Here is a 15,447-nt window from a genome sequence, read left to right as displayed (position 1 = left end):
AGCGACGAGAATTCAGGCAGCCGCCCAATGAACACTGTATAAATAAACATGCTATCATTGTCTAATGAACAGCATAACGAGGTCAGGGTGAATAACGCACAAGCAGGATTTCTGTTAACCCGCCACTGGCGAGATACGCCCTCAGGCAGTGAAGTTACCCTGTGGCTGGCAACCGACAGCGGCCCGCAGTGCGTGGTGCTGTCGCCGCAGGAGTCGGTGGCCTTTCTCCCCGCTGAACAGCAGGCTGCCGCCAGCGCGCTGCTGGCCGGTGAGCGCGACTGGCGTTTTGCCCCCCTGAATTTGAAAGATTTCCGCCAGCGTCCGGTGGTCGGACTGTACTGCAAACAGTATCGCCAGCTGCAGAAGCTGGAAAAACTGCTGCGTGAAAACGGCATTGTCCTGTTCGAGGCCGATGTCCGCCCGCCGGAGCGCTTTTTGATGGAGCGCTTTATCACCGCCGCCGTCTGGTTCAGCGGCCAGCCCGCCGGTGCCAGGCTGGTGAACACCCGCTTAAAACCTCACCCCGACTATCGCCCGCCGCTGAAATGGGTATCGCTGGATATCGAAACCACCCAGCACGGCGAGCTTTACTGCATCGGTCTGGAGGGCTGCGGCCAGCGCGATGTGTATATGCTCGGCCCGGCGAACGGCGATGCCAGCAGTATCGACTTCAATCTGGAATACGTTTCCAGCCGTCCACAGCTGCTGGAGAAACTCAACGACTGGTTTGCCCGCCACGATCCCGACGTGCTGATCGGCTGGAACGTGGTGCAGTTTGATCTGCGGGTGCTGCAAAAGCATGCCGATCGCTACGGCATTCCGCTGCGTCTGGGGCGCGGCAGCAGCAACGTGCTGGAGTGGCGCGAACACGGTTTCAAACCGGGCATTTTCTTTGCGCAGGCCAGCGGTCGGCTGATTATCGACGGTATTGAGGCGCTGAAATCGGCCTTCTGGAACTTCGATTCCTTCAGTCTGGAGGCCGTTTCCCGCGAGCTGCTCGGCGAGGGCAAGGCGATTAACAATCCCTGGCAGCGCATGGAGGAGATCAACCAGCGCTTTGCCGAAGATAAACCAGCGCTGGCACACTACAACCTGAAGGACTGCGAGCTGGTCACCCGCATTTTCCAGCACACCGAGCTGATGCCGTTTTTGCTGGAGCGCGCCTCGGTTAACGGCCTGGCGGTGGATCGCCACGGCGGCTCGGTGGCCGCCTTCGGCCATCTTTATCTGCCGCGCATGCACCGCGCGGGCTTCGTTGCGCCCAACCTCGGTGAGATAGCTCCGGAGGCCAGCCCCGGCGGCTACGTGATGGACTCGCGCCCCGGCCTGTACGATTCGGTGCTGGTTCTGGACTATAAAAGTCTGTACCCCTCAATTATCCGCACCTTTCTGATCGACCCGGTGGGCCTGGTCGAGGGCATGGCACATCCCGATGAGGCCGATTCAGTACCCGGCTTTCGCGGCGCGCGCTTCTCCCGCACGAACCACTGTCTGCCGGGCATCGTCAGCCAGATTTGGGCCGGGCGAGAGGCGGCAAAAAAGCAGGGTAACAAGCCGCTGTCGCAGGCGCTGAAAATCATAATGAATGCGTTTTACGGCGTGCTGGGCACCAGCGCCTGTCGCTTCTTCGATCCGCGCCTCGCCTCCTCCATTACGCTGCGCGGCCACGAGATCATGCGCCAGACTCGGGAGCTGATTGAAGCCGAAGGCTATGACGTGATTTACGGCGATACCGACTCGACCTTCGTCTGGCTCAAGTCCCCCCACGATGAAGAACAGGCCAGCGCTATCGGTCAGAGACTGGTGAAAATGGTCAATCAGTGGTGGCAACAGCATCTGAGTTCAGAATACGGCGTGACCAGCGCGCTGGAGCTGGAGTATGAAACCCACTTCAGCCGTTTTCTGATGCCCACCATTCGCGGTGCGGAACAGGGCAGTAAAAAACGCTATGCCGGCATGGTGAAAAACAGCGGCGGCGAAAAGATGATTTTTAAAGGCCTGGAAACGGTACGCACCGACTGGACGCCGCTGGCGCAAAAATTCCAGCAGGAGCTGTATCTGAAAATATTTAAACAGCAGCCCTATCAGGATTATATCCGTGAAACGGTCAGGCAGCTGCTGGACGGCGAACTGGATGAACAGCTGGTTTACAGCAAACGGCTGCGGCGACCGCTCGGTGACTATCAGCGAAACGTGCCGCCGCACGTACGCGCCGCACGCATTGCCGACGACGTGAATCAGAAGCTCGGGCACCCTTTGCAGTATCAGAACGGCGGGAAAATTCGCTACGTGATTGCCACGTCAGGCCCGGAGCCGCTTGAGGCGCGCACCACGCCGCTGGACTACGATCACTACCTTACCCGCCAGCTGCAGCCAGTCGCCGATGGCATTCTGCCGTTTCTGGAAGATAACTTCGACACACTGGTTACCGGACAGTTGGGGCTTTTTTGACAGGTGACGAACGGGCCACCTTCCAGTACCATAGCGCCCTTCCTCAAATAACTCGTTCTGACATGCACGCCGGGCAGATTCTGCCGGGGCGTTATACTATTGCCTGAAACTGACTACACGAAAATCGAGCCGAATATTTATGCCTTTTACACTTGGTCAACGCTGGATAAGCGATACGGAAAGCGAACTGGGATTAGGAACTGTTGTTGCCGTTGATACCCGCATGGTGACGCTGTTATTCCCCGCAACGGGCGAAAACCGCCTTTATGCTAAAAATGATTCGCCGATCACTCGCGTCGTTTTTAATCCGGGCGATACCATTACCAGCCACGAAGGCTGGCAGCTGGAAGTTGACGAAGTGCAAACCGATAACGGCGTGGTGAGTTATTTTGGTACCCGCCTCGACACCGGTGAAACCGGTGTACGCCTGCGCGAAGTGATGCTGGACAGCAAACTGGTGTTCGGTAAACCCCAGGATCGCCTGTTCGCCGGTCAGCTGGACCGCATGGACCGCTTTGCGCTGCGCTTCCGTGCGCGTAAATATCAGAGCGAGCAGTATCGCCTGGCCACCAGCGGCCTGCGCGGCATGCGTACCAGCCTGATCCCGCACCAGCTGCATATTGCTCACGACGTCGGCCGCCGCCATGCGCCGCGCGTACTGCTGGCCGATGAGGTGGGGTTAGGTAAAACCATCGAGGCCGGGATGATCATCCACCAGCAGCTGCTGGCCGGACGTGCCGAACGCATCCTGATCGTGGTACCGGAAACCCTGCAGCACCAGTGGCTGGTCGAAATGCTGCGCCGCTTCAACCTGCGTTTCGCGCTGTTTGATGATGCCCGCTATGCCGAAGCCCAGCTCGACAGCGATAACCCGTTTGATACCGAGCAGATGATTATCTGCTCGCTGGACTTCGTGCGCCGCAACAAGCAGCGCCTTGAGAAACTGGCCGAAGCCGAATGGGACCTGATGGTGGTCGATGAAGCCCATCACCTTGTATGGTCGGAAGACGCACCCAGCCGTGAATACCAGGTTATTGAGCAACTGGCCGAGCATATCCCCGGCGTGCTGCTGCTGACCGCCACCCCGGAACAGCTGGGAATGGAGAGCCACTTCGCCCGTCTGCGTCTGCTCGATCCAAATCGCTTCCACGACTTCGCGCAGTTTGCCGAAGAGCAGAAGCACTTCCGCCCTATTGCCGATGCGGTTGCGATGCTGCTGGCGGATAAGAGCATCGGCAACGATGAGATGAACCTGATCAACGACCTGATGGGCGAACAGGATATCGAGCCGCTGCTGCAGGTCGCTAACAGCGATCGCGAAGGCAAACAGGCCGCTCGCAAAGAGCTGATCAGCATGCTGATGGACCGCCACGGCACCAGCCGCGTACTGTTCCGTAACACGCGTAACGGCGTAAAAGGCTTCCCGAAACGGGAACTGCACCAGATCCGCCTGCCGCTGCCAACCCAGTATCAGACGGCAATCAAAGTGTCCGGCATTATGGGCGCGCGCAAATCCGCCGACGAGCGCGCACGCGATATGCTCTACCCGGAGCAGATTTATCAGGAATTTGAAGGCGACAGCGGCACCTGGTGGAACTTCGACCCGCGCGTAGAATGGCTGATGGGCTACCTCACCAGCAACCGCGACCAGAAAGTGCTGGTGATCTGCGCCAAAGCCGCCACCGCGCTACAGCTGGAGCAGGTGCTGCGCGAGCGCGAAGGTATTCGCGCTGCCGTATTCCACGAAGGTCTGTCGATTATCGAACGCGACCGCGCGGCGGCCTGGTTTGCCTCGGAAGAAGATGGCGCTCAGGTTCTGCTGTGCTCCGAAATCGGTTCAGAAGGCCGTAACTTCCAGTTCGCCAGCAAGCTGGTGATGTTCGATCTGCCGTTTAACCCGGATCTGCTGGAGCAGCGTATTGGCCGTCTCGACCGTATCGGTCAGGCGCACGACATTGAAATCCACGTCCCGTACCTGGAAAAAACCGCGCAGTCGGTGCTGGTCCAGTGGTATCACGAAGGGCTGGATGCCTTTGAGCACACCTGCCCGACCGGCCGCACGATCTATGACAGCGCCTATGAGCAGCTGATCGCCTATCTGGCCTCGCCGGAAAATCAGGAAGGCATGGATGACTTTATCCACGAGTGCCGCAAACAGCACGACGCGCTGAAAGCCCAGCTGGAACAGGGACGCGACCGCCTGCTGGAGCTGAACTCCAACGGCGGCGAGCAGGCGCAGGCGCTGGCTGACCTGATCTCCGAGCAGGATAATGACGTTGAGCTGGTCAACTTCGCGCTGAACCTGTTCGACATCGTCGGCATCAATCAGGAAGATCGCAGCGACAATCTGATCGTGCTGACCCCAGGCGATCATATGCTGGTACCGGATTTCCCGGGTCTGCCGGAAGATGGCTGCACTATCACCTTCGACCGTAACCAGGCACTGTCGCGTGAAGATGCACAGTACGTCAGCTGGGAACATCCGATCATCCGCAACGGTCTGGACCTTATCCTCTCCGGTGATACCGGCAGCTGTGCGCTGTCGCTGCTGAAGAACAAGGCGCTGCCGGTGGGTACGCTGCTGCTGGAGCTGATCTACGTGGTGGAAGCCCAGGCACCTAAGCATCTGCAGCTGACCCGCTTCCTGCCGCCAACGCCGGTGCGTATGCTGGTGGACAGCAAAGGCAACAATCTCGCCAGTAAGGTGGAGTTTGAAAGCTTTAACCGTCAGCTGAACGCGGTGAACCGCCATACCGGCAGCAAGCTGGTGAACGCGGTGCAGCAGAACGTGCACGAGATCATCAAGCTTTCTGAAGAGCAGGCCGAAGTGGAAGCCCGCAAGCTGATCGAAGCCGCCCGCGTGGAAGCCAATGAGAAGCTTAGCGCCGAGCTGTCGCGTCTGGAAGCGCTGAGCGCGGTCAACCCGAACATCCGTCAGGATGAGATTGATGCATTGGAAAGCAATCGTGAGCAGGTACTGGCTAACCTGGATCAGGCCGGCTGGCGTCTGGACGCACTGCGTCTGATCGTGGTCACCCACCAGTAAGTCATAATAGTGGGCCAGCCCGGCTGGCCCCAGGCAGAGAAATGATGATGGAACCCTACAACCCGCCGCTTGAACCCTGGTTGCATATTCTCTACCAGGATCAGCATATTATGGTGGTGAATAAGCCCAGCGGTCTGCTGTCGGTTCCCGGTCGCCAGGAAGAACACAAGGACAGCGTGATGACGCGCGTCCAGCGTGATTTTCCGACAGCCGAATCCGTGCATCGTCTGGATATGGCCACCAGCGGCGTGATCGTCGTGGCGCTCAATAAGGCCGCCGAACGTGAGCTGAAACGCCAGTTCCGCGAGCGCGAGCCGCAGAAAACCTACGTCGCCCGCGTCTGGGGGCATCCGCAGCCGGAAAGCGGCCTGGTCGATTTACCGCTGATATGTGACTGGCCGAACCGGCCTAAGCAGAAGGTGTGTTTTGAAACCGGGAAATCGGCGCAGACCGAGTATCAGGTGCTGGACTATGCCGCTGACAACAGCGCACGCGTGCAGTTAAAACCGATCACCGGGCGCTCCCACCAGCTGCGCGTACACATGCTGGCACTGGGGCACCCGATTCTCGGCGATCGCTTCTATGCACACGATGAAGCGCGGGCAATGGCACCGCGCCTGCAGCTGCATGCGGAGAGCCTGAGCATTACTCATCCGCTGTTCGGCACGCCGATGACCTTCCGCCAGCCCGCCGATTTTTGATTTGCAGCCTGCCTGTGAACTACTTAAATCCTTTCTCGCGTTTAATCAGGTCGTATGCGGCCTGAATTTCCTGCGCTTTCTGCTTGGCCATTTCCATCATCTGCGGTGGTAATCCTTTTGTCACCAGTTTGTCGGGATGATGTTCGCTCATCAGCTTACGATAGGCACGCTTGATAGTGGTGGCTTCATCGCTGCTTTTAACACCGAGCACGCTACAGGCATCTTCCAGCGTCGGGCCACGGCTGCCGGGGGTATAACCGCCCTGAGAAGAACCGCCGCTCTGGTAACCGCCGCCGCCGAACTGCTGGCCGCTCTCCATCATGCGTAAGAACTGATCGAACTGAACGCGGGAAATCCCCAGCTCTTCTGCAATCACGTACAGCACCTGGCGCTCGTTAGGATGCAGAGACCCGTCGGCAAACGCTGCCTGGATCTGAATTTCCAGAAACATCCTGATCAAGTCGAAACGACCAAAACAGGCACTGCGCAGTTCGCGAAGTTTATCCCTTAACGGATAGTCACCCTCTTTGCCTTCGCGAAAAGCACGCTGTGCGGCGGTACGCGCCTCGCCGTGCAGCTGCATACGATCCATCAGCAACGAGGCCATCTGAATATCCGCGTCTGTCACCCGCCCTTTTGACTTGGTCAAATGCCCCATCACCTGGAAGGTCGTACGGAAAAACAGCGCCTGGCGGGTCTGCTGATTGGCAAAGTAGCCCTGCTGTCGGGTCACACTTGCACGATCAACCAAGTGGCCAATCAACAGACCGATCACCAGTCCCCAAAAGCCCGCGCCGGATAACAAACCGAGCACAAGACCCAATACTTTTCCCCAATAGCGCATATACTCCTCAATTCGCCATGCTGAAGGCTAAAAATTGCATTATCATACCTGTCATTCACCCCATAGCCTATTGGCAACACGGTCAAACAACCAGAAGTATCCCTGTTTGGTTGATGCGGACAGACAAAGAGTCGACGGAAGCGAATAGTCCCCCTCCTGAAAGATGGTGGGTATGACTGGCGCAATCCAGTTGAGTACGTTAGTCTCTGACGGTTTGTCGGCATGATGCCAGTGACCACGGAATTTTCGATACCGCGTATGAAAAAAAGTCTACCTACATTGCTGGCAACCCTAATCGGTTCAGCGCTGTACAGCCAGCAAGGACTGGCCGATGACCTCGCATCTCAATGTATGCTGGGTGTACCTAGTTACGACCGTCCTCTGGTACAGGGAAAAAAAACCAACGAGCTGCCGGTCACCATTGATGCGGACAAAGCACAGGGAAACTACCCCGATAACGCGGTATTTACCGGCAATGTCGATATCCAGCAGGGCAACAGCCGCCTGCAGTCCGACGAAGTTCAACTGCACCAGAAAACCGTGCAGGGGCAGACCACGCCTACCCGTACCGTGGATGCACTCGGCAATGTGCGCTACGACGATAATCAGGTGATCCTGAAAGGCCCGAAAGCCTGGTCAAATCTGAATACCAAAGACACTAACGTCTGGAACGGTAACTACCAGATGGTGGGCCGCCAGGGACGTGGCGATGCCGACCAGATGAAACTGCGCGGTGACAACCGCTACACCATTCTGGAAAACGGGACTTTTACCTCCTGTCTTCCGGGCCAGAACAGCTGGAGCGTAGTGGGTTCAGAAGTGATCCACGATCGTGATGAGCAGCTGGCTGAGATCTGGAACGCCCGCTTTAAGATCGGCCCGGTACCGGTGTTTTACAGCCCTTACCTGCAGCTGCCGGTGGGTGACAAACGCCGCTCAGGCTTCCTGATCCCGAATGCCAAATACGGCAGCAGCAGCGGCTTCGAGTTTATGCTGCCGTACTACTGGAATATCGCGCCACAGGCCGATGCCACGCTGACGCCGCACTACATCAGCCGCCGTGGCATGCAGTGGCAGAACGAGTTCCGCTATCTGACCGGTGTGGGTACTGGCCTGATGGAATTCGACTACATGAACTCCGATGACGTTTACAATCGTGAGCATGCGGACGATAAAGATTCGAACCGCTGGCTGTTCCACTGGCGTCACTCCGGCATCTACGAGCAGAACTGGCGTTTCAACGCGGACTACACCAAAGTCAGCGATCCGTATTACTTTACCGACCTTGACTCCACCTACGGTTCAACCACCGATGGCTATGTCACGCAGAAATTCAGCGTGGGCTATGCGGAAAAGAACTGGGATGCCACGCTGTCGACCAAACAGTTCCAGATATTCGCCAATAACTCCACGCGTAATGTGTATCGCGCGGAGCCGCAGTTTGACTTCAACTACTATAAAAATGATATCGGTCCGTTCGATACGCATCTTTATGCTCAGGCAGTGAAGTTCACCAACGTGAACGGCGATCTTCCGGACGCCACGCGTTTGCACCTGGAACCCACCATCGACCTGCCGCTCTCTAACAGTTGGGGTAGCCTGAACACCGAAGCCAAACTGCTGGCAACCCACTATGAGCAAAATGATGTTGAATACTTCAACTCGCTGAGCCAGAACCAGGATAACCAGTTAAAGAACTCGGTTAACCGCGTTATGCCGCAGTTTAAAATTGACGGCAAGATGGTCTTTGACCGTGATATGAACTGGTCGCCGGGCTATACCCAGACCCTGGAACCGCGGATGCAGTACCTGTACATTCCGTATCGTAACCAGAGCAATATCAACGCCTATGACTCGACGCTATTGCAGAGCGACTATACCGGTCTGTTCCGTGACAAGACTTACAGCGGCCTGGATCGCATCGCTTCGGCGAACCAGGTGACTACCGGTGTGACCACGCGAATATTTGATAACGATTTGGTTGAACGTTTTAACGCTTCCATTGGTCAAATCTACTCGTTTACCCCGGCACGCACCGGATTAAACTATACGGACGATGACGATCGAGGCAGCCTGGTGTGGGCGGGCGATACCTACTGGAAAATCAGCGACCGTTGGGCAGCACGTGGTGGACTGCAGTATGACACCCGTCTGGACAACGTTTCACAGGGTAACGCCGTGCTGGAATGGCGACGTGATGCTGACCGCATGGTACAGCTGAACTACCGTTATACCAGCGAGGAGTATATTCAGCAGACGCTGACTCAGTATACTAACCCGCTGTATCAGGAAGGTATTTCTCAGGTTGGTGCCACAGCGAGCTGGCCTATTGCTGATGCCTGGTCCGTCGTCGGTGCGTGGTATTACGATACGAAAGCCAATCAGCCTGCCGATCAGCTGGTGGGTATCCAGTACAGCTCATGCTGTTATGCGATTCGCCTTGGCTATGAACGTAAAATCACCAGCTGGGAAGACGACAGCAGTAAGTATGATAATAAAGTCTCGTTCAACATTGAGCTGCGTGGCCTCAGCCCAAGTTATGGCTTAGGTACCGGTCAAATGCTGCGTCAGGGCATCCTGCCTTATCAACGCGCTTTCTGATGTTGTAATGTTTGATATGCCAACCCGCATTGCGGATAGGAAGAATGGAAAAAGTATGAAGAACTGGAGAATGCTGATCCTCGGTGCAGCTCTGACAGCCAGCACCGCGTTCGCAGCCCCGCAGGTAGTTGATAAAGTCGCCGCTGTTGTTAACAACGGCGTGGTGTTAGAAAGTGATGTGGACGGCATGATGCAGTCCGTTAAAGGTCAGGCACAGCAGGCAGGACAGCAGCTACCCGATGATAAAACGTTACGCCATCAGATTATTGAACGTCTGATTATGGACAACATTCTCCTGCAAATGGCGAAACAGGCCGGTATTCAGATCAGCGATGCCCAGCTGGATCAGGCCATTGGCAATATCGCCGCACAAAATAAAATGAGTACCGATCAGCTGCGTAGCCGCCTGGCCTACGACGGCATCAACTACGCCACCTACCGTGAGCAAATCCGTAAAGAGATGCTGACTTCAGAAGTGCGCAATAACGAAGTTCGCCGCCGCGTCACTATTCTGCCGCAGGAAGTGGACTCTCTGGCAACGCAGATGGCCTCGCAGAACGACGCTGGCACCGAGCTGAACCTCAGCCACATTCTGCTGCCGCTGCCGGAAAATCCTTCCCAGCAGCAGGTTGACGATCAGGAAGCGCTGGCGCGTAAACTGGTTGAAGAAGCCAAGGGCGGCGCTGACTTCGGTAAGATGGCTATCACCTACTCCGCCGATCCTCAGGCGCTGAAGGGCGGTAACATGGGCTGGGGCCGTATTCAGGAGCTGCCGTCACTGTTCGGCCAGGCGCTGATTACTGCCAAAAAAGGCGATGTTATCGGTCCAATCCGTTCCGGCGTTGGCTTCCATATCCTGAAAGTGAACGACATGCGCGGCGACAGCCAGAGCATCTCCGTAACCGAAGTGCATGCCCGCCATATCCTGCTGAAGCCGTCACCAATTATGACCGATGACCAGGCACGCCAGAAGCTGCAGGAAGTCGCCAATGAGATCAACAGCGGCAAGCTGAGCTTTGCCAATGCGGCTAAGCAGCTGTCACAGGACCCTGGTTCTGCGAATCAGGGCGGCGACCTCGGATGGGCTTCTCCGGAAACCTTCGACCCAGCCTTCCGCGATGCGCTGTTACGCCTGCAAAAAGGCCAGATGAGCGCCCCGGTTCACTCTTCGTTCGGCTGGCATTTAATCCAGCTGCTGGACACGCGCCAGGTTGATAAGACCGACGCGGCGAAGAAAGAGCGTGCTTACCGCCTGCTGTTCAACCGCAAGTTTGCGGAAGAAGCGCAGACCTGGATGCAGGAAGAGCGTGCCGGAGCCTATGTAAAGATTCTGGATGCCAATGCGCAATAACTTTCGCGTCGTTATCACGCCCGGCGAACCCGCCGGGATTGGTCCCGATTTAATCGTTCAGCTGGCCCAGCAGGCCTGGCCGGTTGAACTGGTTATCTGTGCCGACTCCGAGCTGCTGCGCACCCGCGCGGCAGCTTTGCATTTACCCCTGACCCTGCGTGAATACCAGCCGGATATGCCCGCTCAGCCTCAGAGCGCGGGTACACTGACCGTATTGCCGCTGCCGCTGGCACAGCCGGTGACCGCCGGTGAGCTGTGCGTGGACAACAGCCATTACGTGCTGGCCTCCCTCGCCCGCGCCTGCGATGGCTGTCTGAACGGCGAGTTTGCCGCGCTGATCACCGGACCGGTGCACAAAGGTGTCATTAACGATGCCGGCATTCCATTCAGTGGCCATACCGAATTCTTTGCCGAACGCGCGGGCTGCGATCGCGTGGTCATGATGCTGGCAACGGAAGAGCTGCGCGTAGCGCTGGCAACCACACATCTGCCGCTGAAGGATGTTTCCGCCGCCATTACTCGTGAAAGCCTGCATGAAGTGATTACGATCCTGCATGCCGATCTGCAAAGTAAGTTTGGCAGCCGGGAACCGCATATTCTGGTCTGCGGGCTGAATCCCCACGCCGGGGAAGGCGGCCATATGGGCCGCGAAGAAATTGACACCATCATCCCGGCGCTGGACGAACTGCGTCAGCGCGGGTTAAACCTGACCGGCCCGCTCCCTGCCGATACGCTGTTCCAGCCCAAGTATCTGCAAAATGCAGACGCTGTACTGGCGATGTATCACGATCAGGGGCTTCCGGTGCTAAAATATCAGGGCTTTGGCCGCGCGGTGAACATCACCCTCGGTCTGCCATTTATCCGCACGTCTGTCGATCACGGTACGGCTCTTGAGCTGGCCGGAAGCGGGCAGGCCGATGCGGGCAGCTTTAAAACGGCGCTTAACCTCGCCATCACCATGATTAAGAGCAGTAATGAATAGTCGCGTCCATCAGGGCCATTTTGCCCGCAAACGTTTTGGCCAGAACTTCCTTAACGATCAGTATATTATCGACAGTATTGTCAACGCTATCCACCCCCAGCGCGGCGAGGCGATTGTCGAAATCGGCCCCGGCCTTGGCGCACTGACCGAGCCGGTTGGCGAGCGCATTGACGAAATGACCGTGGTAGAGCTTGACCGCGATCTGGCTGCGCGCCTGCAAACCCATCCGTTCCTTGGCCCGAAACTGACGATCTTCCAGCAGGATGCGATGACCTTTGATTTTGCGGCGCTCGCCGCAGAAAAAGGCCAGCCGCTGCGCGTGTTCGGCAACCTGCCGTATAATATTTCCACGCCGCTGATGTTCCACCTGTTCAGCTACGTCGGTTCGATTCGCGACATGCACTTCATGCTGCAAAAGGAAGTGGTGAATCGTCTGGTTGCCGGTCCGGGTAGTAAGGCGTATGGTCGTCTGACGGTAATGGCGCAGTACTACTGCCAGGTGATCCCGGTGCTGGAAGTCCCGCCGGAGTCCTTCACCCCTGCACCGAAAGTTGATTCCGCCGTGGTGCGTCTGGTGCCTTACGCCACGCTGCCTAACCCGGTAGAAAGCGTTCGAGTGCTGAGCCGCATCACGACAGAAGCCTTCGGTAAACGCCGTAAAACGCTGCGCAACAGCCTGGGCCATCTGTTCACGCTGGAAGCGCTGGAAGAGATGAATATCGATCCCACCCTGCGCGCCGAGAACATTACGGTGGCGCAGTACTGCCAGCTGGCTAACTGGTTATCTGCGAATCCACAGCCGCAGGAGAGCTGAATATGAACGATACGCCCCGTGTTTGTGTACAGGTACAGAGTGTCTATATCGAGTCGCAGTCCGCACCTGATGAAGATCGCTATGTTTTTGCCTACACCATCACCATCCGCAATCTGGGGCGTGTTTCCGTTCAGCTTCTTGGCCGCTACTGGCTGATCACCAACGGTAACGGTCGTGAAACCGAAGTTCAGGGCGAAGGCGTTATCGGTGAACAGCCGCATATTGAACCCGGCGGCGAATACCAGTACACCAGCGGTGCCGTGCTGGAAACGCCAATGGGCACCATGCAGGGCCACTATCAGATGGTGGACAGCGAAGGCGAAAAACTACTGGTGGATATCCCGGTATTTCGTCTGGCCATCGCCAGTCATATTCATTAATCCGCTCTTTTCCCTTCAGCCTCTACTACCCTGCTTATCGCCGGGGATCGCCAGGGCTGCTTTCATATTTTCAGGACAGATGCATGAGTACTTATCTAATCGGGGATGTTCACGGCTGCTATGACGAGCTGCGGTCGTTGCTGGGTCAGGTTGCCTTCGATCCGCATCAGGACCAGCTATGGCTGACCGGTGATTTGGTTGCGCGCGGTCCGGACTCACTGGAAGTACTGCGTTTTGTGCGTTCGCTGGGAGACTGCGTCAGACTGGTGCTGGGCAACCACGATTTGCACCTGCTGGCGGTGTATGCCGGCATCAGCCGCAATAAGCCCAAGGATCGCATTTCGCCCCTGCTCCAGGCAGACGATGCCGATGAGCTGATCAACTGGCTGCGTCGCCAGCCGCTGCTGCAGGTCGATGAAGAGAAAAAGCTGGTCATGGCGCATGCTGGCATCACACCGCAGTGGGATATTGAAACCGCGAAAATGTGCGCCCGAGAGGTGGAATCGGTGCTGAGCAGCGATACCTACCCTTTGTTCCTTGATGCGATGTACGGCGATATGCCCAACAACTGGTCGCCGGAGCTGAGTGGCCTGGCACGGTTGCGGTTCAGCAGCAACGCCCTGACGCGGATGCGCTTCTGCTTCCCCAACGGTCAACTGGATATGATCAGTAAAGAATCGCCGGAAAGCGCCCCGCCACCGTTAAAACCGTGGTTCAACATTCCGGGCCCGGTCTCGCGTGAATACACCATCGCATTCGGCCACTGGGCGTCGCTGGAAGGTAAAGGGACTCCGGAAGGAATTATTGGCCTGGACACGGGCTGCTGCTGGGGCGGCACGCTGACCATGCTGCGCTGGGAAGATAAGCGGGTATTTACCCAGGTTTCCAGCCGCGAAAGTGAAATCCTGTAAGTACGGACCTTGTTTAAAGCAAAAGGGCGGACAGCATTGTCCGCCCTTTTTAACTTCTCACGATTAACGACGATCGTTAACGACGGTCCAAAATCTCAAAGCAGAAGCTGTGGGAGTTTTTGTCGTCGGCATCGTGGAACTCGCTGAAGGTTGACTGCCACTCGTCCGGCTCATAGTCAGGGAAATGGGTATCCCCTTCCACTTCCGCATCAATGTGGGTCAGATACAGGCGATCGGCACGCGGCAGCAGCTGCTCGTAAATACGACCACCGCCAATCACCATCAGTTCTTCAACATCACCAGCGGCTTTCAGCGCGTCTTCGATAGAGGTCACCCAGGTCACCCCTTCCGCATCGCCTTTTTTACTGCTAATCACGATATTCAGGCGTCCCGGTAGCGGGCGACCAATGGATTCCCAGGTGCGACGCCCCATTACCACCGGCTTGTTCAGGGTGTGGCGCTTAAACCAGGCCAGATCCGCTGGCAGATGCCACGGCATGGCATTTTCCATCCCAATTACACGATCGGCCGCCAGGGCCGCAATCAGGCTAATCATCATATAAAACTCAACAGGGGTAAAATTGGCGCCATCATACGGAAAGGCGAAAGTTTCGTCGATAGCAAAGCGTAGCTTATTCAGTAAAGGTTTATCAGGTTATCGGTTGCGTCACTATCCCCGCCATTTTCGCCATAAAATTCCTCCGAAGCGTGCTAAAATTCCACTTTCGTTAAGATGCAGACCACCATCATGTTAGAAACCAGTTTATTTGTCGCGACCATTGCGGCACTGGGAATGCTCTCTCCCGGACCCGATTTTTTCCTGATTATCAAGAACGCCGCTCGCTATCGCCGCAGCGCGGCGCTGATGAGTGCGCTCGGCGTTAACTGCGCCGTCGCCACCCATATGGCCTACTGCGTCGCCGGACTGGCGGTGGTGATCACCACCACGCCGTGGCTATTTATGCTGCTGAAATATGCCGGTGCGGGCTATCTGATTTACATCGGCATTCAGGCACTGATTTCTCGCGGCGGCAGCAAAATGGATCTCAGCCAGGTTGCCCCGGAACAGACCTCGCTGAAGAAAGCGTTCCTGCAGGGCTATCTGTGCAATCTGCTGAACCCCAAGGCCACACTGTTCTTCCTGTCGATCTTTACCCAGGTGCTGAGCGTGAACTCCGACATCAGTGAAAAGCTGCTGTATGCCGGTATTATTCTCGGCCTGTCAGCACTGTGGTGGCCGCTGCTGGTGGTGCTGATCCAGAGCGCCCCGGTACGTCGCGGGCTGGCTAAAGCCCAGCGCATTGTTGATAAGCTGCTGGGCGGCGTGCTTATCGCGCTGGGCATCAAGGTCGCACTTTCCTGACCG

The 15,447-nt window shown here is 56.9% G+C and carries 12 protein-coding genes; 10 read left to right on the top strand and 2 right to left on the bottom strand.

Translation table 11 applies throughout. The features are described 5' to 3' along the window. The first annotated feature begins 87 nt into the window (after positions 1–87). The 3 genes from polB to rluA all read left to right on the top strand — a co-directional run bounded on the left by polB (position 88) and on the right by rluA (position 6,198). Entirely contained in the window at positions 88–2,451 is a 2,364-nt protein-coding gene (gene polB / locus JOE09_RS17995) for a DNA polymerase II (RefSeq protein WP_205066702.1), read from the top strand. Between the two features lie 139 nt (positions 2,452–2,590). Continuing rightward, positions 2,591–5,497 carry an RNA polymerase-associated protein RapA gene (rapA, locus tag JOE09_RS17990; RefSeq protein ID WP_205066701.1) on the top strand — a complete coding sequence of 969 codons (2,907 nt, stop codon included), beginning with the start codon at positions 2,591–2,593 and terminating at the stop codon, positions 5,495–5,497. Between the two features lie 41 nt (positions 5,498–5,538). Beyond that, positions 5,539–6,198, top strand: coding sequence for a bifunctional tRNA pseudouridine(32) synthase/23S rRNA pseudouridine(746) synthase RluA (rluA, locus tag JOE09_RS17985; protein WP_105594749.1), 660 nt, complete (start codon positions 5,539–5,541; stop codon positions 6,196–6,198). 19 nt (positions 6,199–6,217) lie between these two features. On the opposite strand, the gene djlA is transcribed toward rluA, so the two are convergent. After that, the gene (djlA, locus tag JOE09_RS17980; protein ID WP_205066700.1) at positions 6,218–7,042 is read right to left on the bottom strand and encodes a co-chaperone DjlA; all 825 of its coding nucleotides are present in this window, start codon (positions 7,040–7,042) and stop codon (positions 6,218–6,220) included. Between the two features lie 222 nt (positions 7,043–7,264). On the opposite strand from djlA, the gene lptD reads away from it, so the two are divergent. The 6 genes from lptD (at position 7,265) to apaH (ending at position 14,081) form a co-directional block, all read left to right on the top strand. After that, positions 7,265–9,643, top strand: coding sequence for an LPS assembly protein LptD (lptD, locus tag JOE09_RS17975; protein WP_205066699.1), 2,379 nt, complete (start codon positions 7,265–7,267; stop codon positions 9,641–9,643). Between the two features lie 55 nt (positions 9,644–9,698). Continuing rightward, on the top strand, positions 9,699–10,994 hold the full coding sequence (surA, locus tag JOE09_RS17970; RefSeq protein WP_205066698.1) for a peptidylprolyl isomerase SurA: 1,296 nt from the start codon (positions 9,699–9,701) through the stop codon (positions 10,992–10,994). Then, positions 10,984–11,976 (top strand): 4-hydroxythreonine-4-phosphate dehydrogenase PdxA, encoded by a 993-nt coding sequence (gene pdxA / locus JOE09_RS17965; protein WP_200545155.1) that lies wholly within the window; start codon positions 10,984–10,986, stop codon positions 11,974–11,976. Before surA ends, pdxA begins: the two co-directional genes overlap by 11 nt. Beyond that, positions 11,969–12,790 carry a 16S rRNA (adenine(1518)-N(6)/adenine(1519)-N(6))-dimethyltransferase RsmA gene (gene rsmA / locus JOE09_RS17960; protein WP_200545154.1) on the top strand — a complete coding sequence of 274 codons (822 nt, stop codon included), beginning with the start codon at positions 11,969–11,971 and terminating at the stop codon, positions 12,788–12,790. Before pdxA ends, rsmA begins: the two co-directional genes overlap by 8 nt. A 2-nt stretch (positions 12,791–12,792) precedes the next feature. Continuing rightward, entirely contained in the window at positions 12,793–13,170 is a 378-nt protein-coding gene (gene apaG, locus JOE09_RS17955; protein WP_105594755.1) for a Co2+/Mg2+ efflux protein ApaG, read from the top strand. Positions 13,171–13,253: 83 nt separating this feature from the next. Then, a complete protein-coding gene (gene apaH / locus JOE09_RS17950) occupies positions 13,254–14,081 on the top strand; it encodes a bis(5'-nucleosyl)-tetraphosphatase (symmetrical) ApaH (RefSeq protein ID WP_205066697.1) in 828 nt (275 codons plus the stop codon). A gap of 76 nt (positions 14,082–14,157) precedes the next feature. Here the strand turns inward: apaH and folA are convergent, their stop codons facing one another. Continuing rightward, positions 14,158–14,640: a type 3 dihydrofolate reductase gene (folA, locus tag JOE09_RS17945; RefSeq protein ID WP_200545152.1), complete on the bottom strand. Its 483-nt coding sequence runs from the start codon at positions 14,638–14,640 to the stop codon at positions 14,158–14,160. A 189-nt stretch (positions 14,641–14,829) separates the two neighbouring features. On the opposite strand from folA, the gene JOE09_RS17940 reads away from it, so the two are divergent. Continuing rightward, positions 14,830–15,444: a LysE family translocator gene (locus JOE09_RS17940; protein ID WP_200545151.1), complete on the top strand. Its 615-nt coding sequence runs from the start codon at positions 14,830–14,832 to the stop codon at positions 15,442–15,444. Positions 15,445–15,447: the final 3 nt, after the last annotated feature.

This window comes from Pantoea coffeiphila (assembly GCF_016909495.1).
Lineage (GTDB): Bacteria > Pseudomonadota > Gammaproteobacteria > Enterobacterales > Enterobacteriaceae > Erwinia > Erwinia coffeiphila.
Note: the sequence above shows the minus strand (reverse complement) of the source record. Positions and strands in the feature narration are given on the sequence as shown.

What these genes read in the sequence shown, in the direction of transcription:
- rapA (WP_205066701.1), top strand. Translation starts at nt 2,591, where the DNA reads ATGCCTTTTACACTTGGTCAACGCTGGATAAGCGATACGGAAAGCGAA.
- rluA (WP_105594749.1), top strand. Translation starts at nt 5,539, where the DNA reads ATGATGATGGAACCCTACAACCCGCCGCTTGAACCCTGGTTGCATATT.
- djlA (WP_205066700.1), bottom strand. Translation starts at nt 7,042, where the DNA reads ATGCGCTATTGGGGAAAAGTATTGGGTCTTGTGCTCGGTTTGTTATCC.
- lptD (WP_205066699.1), top strand. Translation starts at nt 7,265, where the DNA reads ATGATGCCAGTGACCACGGAATTTTCGATACCGCGTATGAAAAAAAGT.
- surA (WP_205066698.1), top strand. Translation starts at nt 9,699, where the DNA reads ATGAAGAACTGGAGAATGCTGATCCTCGGTGCAGCTCTGACAGCCAGC.
- pdxA (WP_200545155.1), top strand. Translation starts at nt 10,984, where the DNA reads ATGCGCAATAACTTTCGCGTCGTTATCACGCCCGGCGAACCCGCCGGG.
- rsmA (WP_200545154.1), top strand. Translation starts at nt 11,969, where the DNA reads ATGAATAGTCGCGTCCATCAGGGCCATTTTGCCCGCAAACGTTTTGGC.
- apaG (WP_105594755.1), top strand. Translation starts at nt 12,793, where the DNA reads ATGAACGATACGCCCCGTGTTTGTGTACAGGTACAGAGTGTCTATATC.
- apaH (WP_205066697.1), top strand. Translation starts at nt 13,254, where the DNA reads ATGAGTACTTATCTAATCGGGGATGTTCACGGCTGCTATGACGAGCTG.
- folA (WP_200545152.1), bottom strand. Translation starts at nt 14,640, where the DNA reads ATGATGATTAGCCTGATTGCGGCCCTGGCGGCCGATCGTGTAATTGGG.
- JOE09_RS17940 (WP_200545151.1), top strand. Translation starts at nt 14,830, where the DNA reads ATGTTAGAAACCAGTTTATTTGTCGCGACCATTGCGGCACTGGGAATG.